At 49.9% G+C, this 11,493-nt stretch carries 15 protein-coding genes; 1 reads left to right on the plus strand and 14 read right to left on the minus strand.

The window, feature by feature from the left end; genetic code table 11:
- On the minus strand, positions 1 to 1,808 hold a 1,808-nt coding region (gene glmS / locus AC9UES_RS05185; RefSeq protein ID WP_509527297.1), incomplete at its 3' end, for a glutamine--fructose-6-phosphate transaminase (isomerizing).
- A gap of 29 nt (positions 1,809 to 1,837) precedes the next feature.
- On the opposite strand from glmS, the gene coaA reads away from it, so the two are divergent.
- Positions 1,838 to 2,800, plus strand: coding sequence for a type I pantothenate kinase (gene coaA, locus AC9UES_RS05190; RefSeq protein WP_509527299.1), 963 nt, complete (start codon positions 1,838 to 1,840; stop codon positions 2,798 to 2,800).
- Here the strand turns inward: coaA and glmM are convergent.
- The 13 genes from glmM to AC9UES_RS05255 all read right to left on the minus strand — a co-directional run.
- A complete protein-coding gene (gene glmM, locus AC9UES_RS05195) occupies positions 2,786 to 4,135 on the minus strand; it encodes a phosphoglucosamine mutase (protein WP_509527301.1) in 1,350 nt (449 codons plus the stop codon). The two genes, coaA and glmM, sit on opposite strands and share 15 nt — an antisense overlap.
- A gap of 30 nt (positions 4,136 to 4,165) precedes the next feature.
- Positions 4,166 to 4,660 carry a 30S ribosomal protein S9 gene (gene rpsI, locus AC9UES_RS05200; RefSeq protein WP_509527315.1) on the minus strand — a complete coding sequence of 165 codons (495 nt, stop codon included), beginning with the start codon at positions 4,658 to 4,660 and terminating at the stop codon, positions 4,166 to 4,168.
- Between the two features lie 27 nt (positions 4,661 to 4,687).
- Positions 4,688 to 5,131: a 50S ribosomal protein L13 gene (rplM, locus tag AC9UES_RS05205; RefSeq protein WP_509527303.1), complete on the minus strand. Its 444-nt coding sequence runs from the start codon at positions 5,129 to 5,131 to the stop codon at positions 4,688 to 4,690.
- Between the two features lie 129 nt (positions 5,132 to 5,260).
- Positions 5,261 to 6,127: a tRNA pseudouridine(38-40) synthase TruA gene (gene truA, locus AC9UES_RS05210; RefSeq protein WP_509527305.1), complete on the minus strand. Its 867-nt coding sequence runs from the start codon at positions 6,125 to 6,127 to the stop codon at positions 5,261 to 5,263.
- A gap of 9 nt (positions 6,128 to 6,136) precedes the next feature.
- Positions 6,137 to 6,760 (minus strand): 50S ribosomal protein L17, encoded by a 624-nt coding sequence (gene rplQ, locus AC9UES_RS05215; RefSeq protein WP_509527306.1) that lies wholly within the window; start codon positions 6,758 to 6,760, stop codon positions 6,137 to 6,139.
- A 35-nt stretch (positions 6,761 to 6,795) separates the two neighbouring features.
- On the minus strand, positions 6,796 to 7,788 hold the full coding sequence (locus tag AC9UES_RS05220; RefSeq protein ID WP_509527317.1) for a DNA-directed RNA polymerase subunit alpha: 993 nt from the start codon (positions 7,786 to 7,788) through the stop codon (positions 6,796 to 6,798).
- A 99-nt stretch (positions 7,789 to 7,887) separates the two neighbouring features.
- A complete protein-coding gene (rpsK, locus tag AC9UES_RS05225) occupies positions 7,888 to 8,334 on the minus strand; it encodes a 30S ribosomal protein S11 (protein ID WP_509527308.1) in 447 nt (148 codons plus the stop codon).
- Positions 8,335 to 8,364: 30 nt separating this feature from the next.
- Complete coding sequence (gene rpsM / locus AC9UES_RS05230; RefSeq protein ID WP_509523170.1) at positions 8,365 to 8,742, minus strand: 30S ribosomal protein S13; 378 nt, start codon at positions 8,740 to 8,742, stop codon at positions 8,365 to 8,367.
- A 126-nt stretch (positions 8,743 to 8,868) separates the two neighbouring features.
- Positions 8,869 to 8,982 carry a 50S ribosomal protein L36 gene (gene rpmJ, locus AC9UES_RS05235; RefSeq protein ID WP_506558027.1) on the minus strand — a complete coding sequence of 38 codons (114 nt, stop codon included), beginning with the start codon at positions 8,980 to 8,982 and terminating at the stop codon, positions 8,869 to 8,871.
- Between the two features lie 42 nt (positions 8,983 to 9,024).
- Positions 9,025 to 9,246 (minus strand): translation initiation factor IF-1, encoded by a 222-nt coding sequence (gene infA / locus AC9UES_RS05240; protein ID WP_506558026.1) that lies wholly within the window; start codon positions 9,244 to 9,246, stop codon positions 9,025 to 9,027.
- 121 nt (positions 9,247 to 9,367) lie between these two features.
- Positions 9,368 to 10,216 (minus strand): type I methionyl aminopeptidase, encoded by an 849-nt coding sequence (gene map, locus AC9UES_RS05245; protein WP_509527310.1) that lies wholly within the window; start codon positions 10,214 to 10,216, stop codon positions 9,368 to 9,370.
- A gap of 12 nt (positions 10,217 to 10,228) precedes the next feature.
- The gene (locus AC9UES_RS05250; RefSeq protein WP_509527312.1) at positions 10,229 to 10,807 is read right to left on the minus strand and encodes an adenylate kinase; all 579 of its coding nucleotides are present in this window, start codon (positions 10,805 to 10,807) and stop codon (positions 10,229 to 10,231) included.
- Positions 10,804 to 11,493 (minus strand): preprotein translocase subunit SecY (locus tag AC9UES_RS05255; RefSeq protein ID WP_509527314.1); only part of this gene is annotated, 690 nt, incomplete at its 5' end. The genes AC9UES_RS05250 and AC9UES_RS05255, both read right to left, overlap by 4 nt.

The following is an 11,493-nucleotide window of genomic DNA, read 5'->3' on the forward strand; positions in this document are numbered from 1 at the left end:
ACGTCGAGACCCTTAGCGGTTGCGAGCTCCATGGCAAATGCTTGAAGTGGGATAACGGTCAGGATTGGGGCCATCAACCACTCGGTTGCTGGCACGTACCAAACATTGGTCGCGTAGTTTGCAACCTCGGTGTCTCCCTGGACCGCAATAGCGATTACCTCTGCGCCACGAGCCTTGATCTCTTGAATGTTTGAAACAACCTTGGGGTGCAGTGGGTCTGCTGGCGCCGGAAGAATAACAATCACCGGTTGGCCCTTTTCAATAAGTGCAATGGGGCCGTGCTTTAGTTCACCGGCGGCAAAACCTTCAGCGTGAATATAGGCGAGCTCTTTGAGCTTGAGCGCTCCCTCCATCGCAACTGGGAACCCCACGTTTCTTCCAAGGAACAAAACGGTCTTTGCTTTTTCCATCTTCTTGGCAAGCTTTGCCACCTGACCAAGTGAAGCTAGTGTCTCTTCGACCTTGGCTGGAAGTTTCAAGAGTTCTTTTCCAAGAGTCATTAGCTCATTGCGATCAAGAATCGCTCTATTGGCTGCCAGGAAAAGCGCTAGCAAATACACCGCAGTCATCTGCGCTGTTAGGGCTTTGGTGGAAGCTACCGCAACCTCTGGACCGGCGTGAGTGTAAATAACTGCATCGCTTTCCCGGGCCAGGGTTGCTCCCTGAGTATTGCAAATAGCCAGGACCTTGGCGCCTTGCTCTTTAGCAAAGCGAGTTGCCATCAAAGTGTCCATGGTTTCACCAGACTGGCTAACGGCAACAATCATGGTCTTGGAAGTAAGTATTGGGTCGCGATATCTAAACTCGTGAGCTAGCTCAACTGAAACTGGGATCTTGGCCCACTTCTCAATAGCGTACTTAGCTATCTCGCCGGCGTAGCTTGCTGTTCCGCAGGCAACAACAATGATTCGTTCGATTTCATCGAAGTACTTCTTATCTAACGCATCTAAGTCTCTTAGGGTAACTAGACCGTCTGAGTTAATTCTTCCCATCATGGTGTCTGCTACCGCTTGCGGTTGGTCGGCAATTTCCTTAGCCATAAATGATGGCCAGCCGCCCTTGGAAGCCTGGGATGCATCCCAGTCAATTTTGAACTCTTTGCTAACTACCGGTGTCCCATCAAAGTTAGTGACGCTGACGCCAGTGGAGCTCAGGCTAACAATTTGGTCTTGTCCAACTGAGATTGCACGCTTGGTGTGTTCAACAAAGGCTGCCACGTCACTTCCTAAGAAGTTCTCGCCATCTCCCAGGCCAATTACCAACGGCGCATTTCTTCTGGCAGCCAAAATCAAATCTGGGAATTCTTCGTGGATGATCAATATGGTGAAGGCGCCGTGGAGGCGATTTACTACCTTGCCAAAAGCAAAAGCTAAGTCTCCGGATTTATCAAACTCTTTGGCAATCAAGTGTGCTGCTACCTCGGAGTCTGTCTCGCTCGCGAAGTTGGTGCCGGATGCTAAAAGCTCTTGCTTGAGTTCAGCAAAGTTCTCAATGATTCCGTTGTGAATTAGGGCAAGTTTCGAGTGGGATCCGCCTAGGTGCGGGTGGGCGTTTTGATCGGTTGGGGCACCGTGGGTTGCCCAACGGGTATGACCAATTCCAGTCTTGGAAGATTCCATCGGGTGAGCTTCTATATCTGCAACCAGGTTGTCTAGCTTTCCGGCTTTCTTCCTGGTCTCTAGGGTTCCAAGCGCGGTGATTACCGAAATACCTGCGGAGTCATATCCGCGATACTCAAGGCGCCGCAATCCCCCAAGAATTACATCTTTGGTTGATTTCGGTCCTACATATCCAACAATTCCGCACATACCTCTAATTTACGGCAGAATGACTTGTTGTGAGTGCTTCCAGTTCCCCTTCAACCCCTATAAACCAGGGCGAGCTGACCCCATTTGTTGAAATATTGCGATCGGACTGGTCTCAGCTCGGAAATTCAACAAAACAACCTTTGACCGAGTCAGAAATCTCTCAAATCCGAGGTCTCGGTGACTTTCTTGACCTAACGGAAGTATCAGAAGTCTACTTACCCCTTAGCCGTTTCCTTAATTTGTATGTGACAAAGCACGCTGACATCCATAAAGCAACCAGTGAGTTCTTGGGAGAGCGCGCCAAGCCAGTGCCATTCATTATTGGTGTTGCCGGTTCGGTAGCTGTTGGAAAGTCAACTGTTTCAAGATTGCTCAGAGAGCTTCTTAGTCGTTGGGAAGGAACCCCAAAGGTTGCACTTGTCACCACCGACGGATTCCTATATCCAAATAAGGAATTAGAAAAACGCTCAATTATGGAACGCAAAGGTTTTCCGGAATCCTATGACCGTTTGGCGCTTATCAAGTTTGTTTCAGACATCAAAAGCGGTAAGTCCCAAGTTTCAGCGCCGGTTTATTCGCACCTCACTTATGACATCCTCCCTGGTGAACAAGTAGTTGTTGACTCACCGGATGTTTTGATAATTGAGGGCCTCAATGTTTTGCAGGCGCCAGGACCAGATCAAGATATTACTTTGAGCGACTTTTTTGACTTCAAGATTTTCGTCGATGCAGAAACGCAAAACATCTCAAAGTGGTTCCTGGATCGCTTCTACGCGCTTCGTGAGTCTGCGTTCACGAACCCGGAAAGCTATTTTCACCGTTACGCCGAGATGCCAATAGAAAAGGCTCTGGCTCGAGCCACCGAGATTTGGGAAACCATCAACTTGCCAAACTTGAACGAAAACATCTTGCCTACTAGATCTAGGGCTACCCTGGTTTTGAAAAAAGGTAACAATCACCGGGTGGAAAGCGTGCTGCTAAGAAAGCTTTAGCTGCTTTTCAACAACCCTGGCGATTCGCTCGGCCCAGCTCTGGGCTGTTCCAACATCTTTTGCTTCAACCATCACACGAACCAGTGGCTCTGTCCCAGAGGCCCGAAGCAGCACTCGACCGGTTTCGCCAAGCTCGGTTTTTGCCTCTTGGACTACTTTTTGTAGCTCTGGGTCTGAATCGACCTTGGACTTGTCCACTTCCGGAACGTTGATTAGCACCTGCGGATAGACGGTCATCGCACTTGCTAGCTCCTGCAGGCTCTTGCCGGTTGAGCTCATCTGGGCTAGTAGCTGAAGACCAGTAAGGATGCCATCGCCTGTGGTGGCATGTCTTGCAAATATAAGGTGGCCCGACTGCTCGCCTCCTAGGGTGTATCCACCCTCGCGGATAACTTCTAGCACGTAGCGGTCCCCGACCTTGGTTTCAATAATGTCAATGCCGGCTTGCTTCATGGCAATTTTTAGACCTAAGTTACTCATCACGGTTGCAACCAAAGTGTTGCGCGATAGATCTCCGCGTGCTTTTGCAGCAACAGCCAAGATAGCCATGATCTGATCGCCATCAACAATGGCTCCGGTTGCATCAACGGCCAAGGTTCTATCGGCATCACCATCGTGCGCGATTCCAACATCAGCCCCGTGGTCTAACACCGCTGCCTGCAAAGCGCTCAAGTGTGTCGAGCCACAACCTAAGTTGATGTTGTAACCATCAGGTTCGTTTCCAATTACAACTACTTCAGCTCCGGCATCTCTGAATGCCTTAGGGGCAATATCAGACGCGGCGCCATTGGCACAATCCACCACAACTTTGATGCCCTTCAAGCTGTTTGGAAGTGTTCCTTGAAGGTGAACAAGGTAGCGGCTCTTCGCATCGGCAAAAACTTTTACGTGGCCAATCTCGGCACCGATTGGAGTTAGCGGCTTTGCAGAAAGCGCTTTCTCAATTGCATCTTCGACTGCGTCATCTAACTTGTGTCCGCCGCGGGAAAAGAACTTTATTCCGTTATCCGGTGCTGGGTTGTGAGAAGCGGAGATCATGACGCCAAAGTCGGCGTCTAGATCTGCTGTCAAAAAAGAGGTGGCTGGGGTTGGAATAACACCGGCGTCAAATACGTCCACACCGCTACTTGCCAAACCTGCAGAAATTGCGGCAGCTAGAAACTCACCGGAAATTCTTGGGTCGCGTCCGATAACAGCAATTGGTTTTTGTCCTCGGGCTCTAGCCTGCTCGCCCAAAACGATTGCGGCAGCCTGAGCTAGCTTTAGGGCTGATTCTGATGTGATGTCTTTATTTGCAAGACCTCGAACACCGTCGGTACCGAATAACCGGGACATGATAGAAAGGTTAGCGAAATCTTGGAAAGATTAGCGCTTGCTGAACTGAGAAGCCTTTCTAGCCTTCTTCAGTCCTGCCTTCTTACGCTCCTTGATGCGGGAGTCGCGAGATAGGAAGCCCCTCTTTTTTAGAGTTGCGCGGTTGTTGTCTTTGTCGATCTCGTTTAGGGCACGAGAGATACCTAGGCGAAGTGCACCGGCTTGACCAGCAATTCCTCCACCTGAAATCTTTGCGATTACGTCGTAGCTACCGGAAAGTTCCAAAACTGTAAATGGGTCCTGCACTAGCTGCTGGTGCAACTTGTTTGGGAAGTACTCATCAAGAGCTCTTCCGTTTACTTTGATAACACCGGTTCCTGGAACCATACGAACACGAGCGATTGCTTCCTTGCGACGACCAAGACCTGCACCTGGAACAGTTAGCGGGGCACGTACTTTCTTGGTCTCGGCCTTCACTGCTTCTGCAGGAGTCTCGGTTGAGTAGTTAGTAGCTTCTACTTCAGTTTCGTTTGTTGGCAAGGTGATCCTCTAGTTTTCTTGTTTAGCCAGTTATTACTGGGCTACCTGGTTAATTACAAATTGAGTTGGCTTCTGTGCTGCGTGCGGGTGCTCGCTGCCCTTGTAAACCTTTAGCTTGGCTAGCTGGTCGCGACCAAGAGAGTTTTTAGGAATCATTCCGCGGATAGCTTTTTCAACTGCCTTCTCTGGAGTCTTTTCCAGCAATTCGGCATAGGTTGTAGCGGTTAGTCCACCTGGGTAACCAGAGTGACGGTAAGCCTTTTTCTGCAACAGCTTGGATCCGGTTAGTGCAACCTTCTCAGCGTTAATGATGATTACGAAATCGCCGTTGTCCATGTGCGGAGCAAAGGTTGGCTTGTGCTTACCGCGCAACAAAGTTGCCGCCTGGGTTGCCAAACGACCCAGCACAACATCAGTGGCGTCAATAATTAACCACTTGTTGTCTAGCTCATGAGCCTTTGGAGAATAGGTACGCACGCTAATTTGCCTTACTTTTCTTAGTCGATTTCATGTATCCAGCCTTGGGGCTTGGATTCACTGTGCAAAGTTCCTTACGAACCGCAACAAGTCCCTAGTTTAGCCCCTGCCAAGTGGCTTGGTCAAACCCTAATTTTCCTCTAGAACCCTTCTTTTACGGGTGTTTTGGGCCTGCAAACCCATCCTGGAGTCCTTGGGGTAACCCACCTCAATCAGGCTCAAACCCTTGGCCGCAACCACCTTTAGCGACCCAGCTCTGGATCCTGATTTCAGTCGTTTTTGAACGTCTGAAACGGATGCTCGACCCCTGGCCACTGCAACCAGCGCGCCAACAATAGATCGAACCATGTTGTGACAGAAGGCGTCGCCAGTAAGTTCGATCTCAATAATGCGACCCTTGCTTTGGTTGCGAGCAATCTTGATTGATCGAAGCCTCCGAATCGTCGTCGCGCCAAGTCGCGGCTTACAAAAGCCCCCGAAATCATGCAGGCCAACCAAAACCTTGGCTGTTTGCTTCATTAGCTTCAGATCAAGCTCTGGCTTGACCTCCAAAACGTATCTAACGTCCAGTGGATCAACGAAGCAGTTCTTGTCGGCGACCCGATAGCGATATCTTCTAAAGGTCGCTGAGTATCTAGCGTCGAATCCTTCGGGTGCAACTTCAAAACTAAAAACCCGTATGTCTTTTGGTAGAGCAGTGTTTACTCGCCCGGCAACATCCGGGTTTCTACCGATGCGCTTTAGTTGAGAAGGAGTTAGATCAAGGTGAGCCACCTGGTGCTGAGCGTGCACACCGGCATCGGTTCTACCAGCGATGCGAAGCATAAAGTCATTGTCATCTTTTCCAAAGATGACCGCAACGGCTTTGACTAGTTCTGCTTGAACAGTTCGAAGGCCAGGCTGTTTGGCAAAGCCGCTAAAGTCGGTGCCGTCGTAGCCAAAGTCGATCCGGTAACGACAAAACCCGTCGACCGGCAGGTCAACGGGTTTAGTCATTTCTAAGAACTACTTGCTCTCTTCTTCAGAAGCTGGCGCTTCTTCAGCAGGAGCTTCGGCAGCTGGCTCTTCGGTAGCAGCCTCTGCAGCTGGAGCTTCTTCGGCAGGAGTTTCAACAACTGCTTCGGCGGCTGCGGTTTCAACCACTGCTTCTTCAACTGGAGTCTCTGATACTACTTCTTCGGCCACAACTTCTTCTGCAACAAACTCAGCTTTTGGGGCAGCCTTCACTGCATTTTCAAGCTTTGGCTTCTTGTTCAACTTCTTGGGTGACACTGGGTCAAGCACCAATTCGATTACTGCCATGGGAGCGTTGTCGCCCTTTCGGAAACCAAGCTTGGTGATACGGGTATATCCACCCTGACGCTCAGCTACCTGAGGTGCAATGTTTACAAACAGCTCGTGAACTACGTTTCTGTCAGTGATCGACTGCATAACGCGTCTACGGGAGTGTAGGTCGCCACGCTTTGCGAAGGTTACTAGTCGCTCAGCAACTGGGCGAAGACGTTTTGCCTTGACCTCGGTTGTGGTGACAGATTTGTTGATGAACAGCGAACGGGCCATGTTGGCAAGCAACATTCTCTCGTGAGCTGGTCCGCCACCTAGACGTGGGCCCTTGGTTGGGGTAGGCATTTTGTTTCTCCTCTAGTATTTCTGAAAAACCAGACCTAAGCCCGGTCGTCCTCTTCGTAAGTAGAGCTGAAGTAAGCAGCGTCAAAGCCAGGTGCTGACTCTTTCAGGCTCAGTCCCATGGATACCAACTTGTCGCGGACTTCGTCCACTGACTTGGATCCGAAGTTTCTGATGTTGATTAGCTGCTCTTCGGTAAGACCGATTAGCTCGCTAACGGTGTTGATTCCCTCGCGCTTTAGGCAGTTGTAAGAACGAACGGTTAGGTCCAGTTCCTCAATTGGCAAAGCTAGCTCTGGGGACAAAGTTGCCTCAACCGGAGCTGGGCCAATCTCGATACCTTCGGCAGCTTCGTTTAGCTCTCGAGCTAGACCGAATAGCTCAACCAGGGTTGAACCAGCCGATGCAACAGCGTCTCTAGGTGACATTGAGTTCTTGGTCTCAACATCAACAATTAGCTTGTCAAAGTTGGTGAACTCACCGGCACGAGTTGCCTCCACGCGGTAAGACACCTTTAGAACTGGAGAGTAAATCGAGTCGATTGGGATTACTCCAGGGTCAGAGTCTGGGTTGCGGTTCTGCGAAGCCTGAACGTAGCCACGGCCACGCTCAATGATTAGCTCAACCTCGAACTTGCCCTTGCCAGTCAATGTTGCAATTACTAGCTCTGGGTTGTGAATCTCAACACCGGCAGGAACCTGGATGTCGGCAGCTGTAACAGGACCAGTGGTCTGCTTCTTTAGGTGCGCAACAACTGGAGCGTCGTTCTCAGATGAGACAACTAGTTCCTTGATGTTCAAGATGATCTCAGTGACGTCTTCTTTAACCGAGTCAACAGTTGAGAACTCATGGCTAACGCCATCAATTCGGATGTTGGTCACGGCTGCTCCCGGAATTGAGGAGAGCAGGGTGCGACGCAGTGAGTTACCTAGGGTGTAACCGAAACCTGGCTCAAGTGGCTCAAGAGAAAACCTAGAGCGGTTCGGAGAAGTTACTTCTTCGTTTAGTGATGGGCGCTGTGCAATTAGCACTTTGGTTCCTTTCAGCTGAGCATCCGCTATTTGATACTCATTTGTTGGGGCTGCCAAGTGGCCACTTGGCAGTTTGTTGCTTGAAACTAAATCTTGTTGTTAGACGCGACGACGCTTTGGTGGGCGGCAACCGTTGTGAGCCTGTGGGGTCACATCAGAAATTGAACCAACTTCAAGTCCTGCTGCCTGAAGAGAACGGATTGCAGTCTCGCGACCAGATCCTGGACCCTTCACAAAAACATCGACTTTTTTCAGTCCGTGCTCTTGGGCCTTCTTCGCTGCTGACTCAGCTGCAAGCTGAGCGGCGAACGGAGTTGACTTACGAGAACCCTTGTAGCCAACATCGCCTGATGAAGACCAAGAAATAACGGCACCGGATGGATCGGTGATGGAAATGATTGTGTTGTTGAAGGTCGACTTGATGTGCGCCTGGCCAACTGCCACGTTCTTTTTTTCCTTACGACGAGGCTTACGTGCCGCACCCTTCGTAGCTGTCTTAGCTGCTGTTTTTGCTGCTGTTTTTGCTGCTGTCTTAGCTGCTGCCATGATTTTCTCCTAAATCCTTCGGAGCCCGCCTTAGCGAGCTACCTTCTTCTTGCCGGCTACGGTGCGCTTTGGTCCCTTGCGGGTACGAGCGTTGGTCTTAGTTCTCTGTCCGTGAACTGGAAGTCCCTTACGGTGACGCACTCCCTGGTAGCTACCAATCTCAACCTTGCGACGGATATCCGCTGCAACGTCACGACGTAGCTCTCCTTCAACTTTGAAGTTTCCTTCGATGTGGTCACGAAGTGCAACTAGCTGATCGTCAGAAAGATCCTTGACTCGGATGTTCTTATCAATCTTGGTCTCTTCGAGAGTTTTGACCGATCGGGTAGGACCGATTCCGTAGATGTAAGTTAGGGCGATTTCAACACGCTTGTCACGTGGAATATCAACACCGGCAATTCTTGCCATTTGGATTACTCCTGTTTGCTAGAAGGTCTGTAGCAATACCACCCCGATCAAATCGGGCTCCGGCCTTCTCCAGAGGTTAGGTGATAAATCACCTCGGTACTGCTATTGGATATTTAGTTGTAAGTGCTAGCCCTGACGCTGTTTGTGACGAGGGTTGTCGCAGATGATCATGACGCGACCGTGGCGACGAATAACCTTGCACTTGTCGCAGATCTTCTTGACGCTTGGGTTTACCTTCATGTCTCTGACTTCTTTTAGGGGTTTTGTTTAACCAAAACCGATTTACTTGTAGCGATAAATGATTCGACCTCTGGTGAGGTCGTAAGTGCTTAGCTCAACGATTACTTTGTCTTCAGGCAAAATGCGAATGTAATGCTGACGCATCTTTCCTGAAATGTGTGCCAAAACTTTGTGGCCGTTAGTCAACTCAACTCTGAACATTGCGTTCGGGAGTGCCTCAACAACAGACCCCTCGATCTCAATGACACCGTCTTTGTTGGCCATAGCCTCACTTATCTTCTTGTTTTTTAGGCATCAAAAAACCAATCCAAAAAACGGGATTTCGCCTTTTTGAGCGCCGAAGCTCTAGCCTAGGCTAAATCACTGGCAAATGGAAATTAAATTCCTAGCCCTCAAGGCCACCAAAGGGAACCCCGAGGCTCTCGAGCCTTGATTTTCCGCCATCTAGAGCGGTCAAAACCCAGACCCCGGTCTCAGTGACCGCGACCGAGTGCTCCCAGTGGGAAGCATCCGAGGAATCCTTGCTAACCACGGTCCAGCCATCGGCCAAAACCTTGGTTTTGTTGGACCCGGCGGTAACCATCGGCTCAATTGCAACAACTAGCCCTGGGGTCACTTTTGGACCCAGTAGCTTGGTGCGGAAGTTATAGACCGGAGGCTCTTCGTGCATCGATCGACCAATACCGTGACCAACGTAATCTTCCAAAATGCCATATTTGCCATGGGCTTCGATGTAATCCTCGATAGCAGCTCCCACTTCACCCAAGCGCTCGGCTTTAGCTAAAGAAGCAATACCTGCCCAAAGTGATCCATCGGTTGCTTTAGAAAGTGCAATTCTTGATCGAACCAGATCAGTATCAGGGATCTGACCTGATTGGTCAGGCACGATGATGGTGATGGCGCTATCGCCATTCCAACCGTCAATTTCTGCCCCGCAATCCACCGAAAGGATATCCCCTGCTTCGAGGATGCGCTCGGGAGTTGGAATGCCGTGCACCACTTCGTGATTCACCGACGCACAGATGGTGTGGTTGTAGCCAGCTACCAGCTGGAAATTTGAATGGGCCCCGAAGGACTCGATGGTTTCGTTTGCGATTCGATCAAGTTCCAGTGTCGATACTCCAGCGACACAAGCGCTCTTCACTGCCTCGAGCGCTTTTGCAGTAATGAGTCCTGCCTTGCGCATGGCAATTAGTTGCTCAGGATTTTTTAGTTCGAAATCGGAACGGGACATAACGTTCCCCTGTTAGTTCTGGTTTTTGGTATCGAGTGCTTCGGTGATTCTTCGAGTCACGTCAGCAATTTCTCCAAGGCCGTCAACTTTTACTAGTAGTCCGCGCGATGCGTAGACAGTAATTAGTGGCGCGGTTTGTTCTTCGTAAACATGCAGTCTGTTGCGCAAGACATCTTCGGTGTCATCTGATCTTCCCTGGTCAATTGCTCTTTTGGCAAGACGTCTAACCACCTCATCGGTATCTGCGGTTAACTGCACTACGGCATCGAGCTTGGAATTGGTTTCAGTCAGAATTGAGTCAAGTTCTTGAACTTGATCCGCGGTTCTTGGATATCCGTCAAGCAGAAAACCATTTACGCAGTCGGGGTTTTGTAGTCGGTCGCGAACCAGTTTGTTGGTTAGCTCGTCTGGAACATACTCGCCACTATCCATATAGGACTTAGCTTCAATACCAAGAGGTGTTTGGTTCTTTACGTTTTCACGAAAGATATCCCCAGTTGAAATAGCAGGGATGCCAAAGACTTCAGAGAGTTTTGAAGCCTGCGTTCCCTTGCCGGCTCCCGGGGGGCCGATCAAGAGAAGCTTCATCATTTCAGAAGACCTTCGTAGTTGCGCTGCTGCATCTGAGCGCTAATTTGCTTCACGGTCTCAAGACCAACACCAACGATGATCAAAATAGAAGTTCCACCGAATGGGAAGTTCTGGTTCGCTCCAACAAGTGAGAAAGCAACCAGTGGAATAAGTGCGATCAAACCTAGGTAAATCGAACCTGGGAAGGTAACCCTAGAAAGCACGTATTCAAGGAATTCGGTGGTTGGTCTTCCGGCGCGGATACCAGGAATAAAGCCACCGTACTTTTTCATGTTGTCGCTTACTTCTTCTGGGTTGAAAGTAATTGCAACATAGAAATAGGTAAAGCCAATGATGAGCAAGAAGTAAAGCGCCATGTATAGCGGGTGATCACCTTGAGTTAGGTAGTTTGAAACCCACTCAACCCATGGAGCAACTCTTCCTTCAGCATCTGGCTGGTTGAACTGTGCAATCAGGGCTGGAAGGTACAACAAGCTGGAAGCAAAGATAACTGGGATAACTCCAGCCATGTTTACCTTGATCGGGATATAAGTTGACTGGCCACCGTAGGTTCTTCTGCCAACCATGCGCTTCGCGTACTGAACAGGAATTCTTCGCTGCGACTGCTCAACGAGCACCACCAGTCCCACAATTCCTATACCCACCACGATAACTACCACCAAGGTCTCGATTGAACGAGTCTCGGC

The sequence above is a fragment of the Rhodoluna sp. genome, from assembly GCF_044232805.1.
Lineage (GTDB): Bacteria > Actinomycetota > Actinomycetes > Actinomycetales > Microbacteriaceae > Rhodoluna.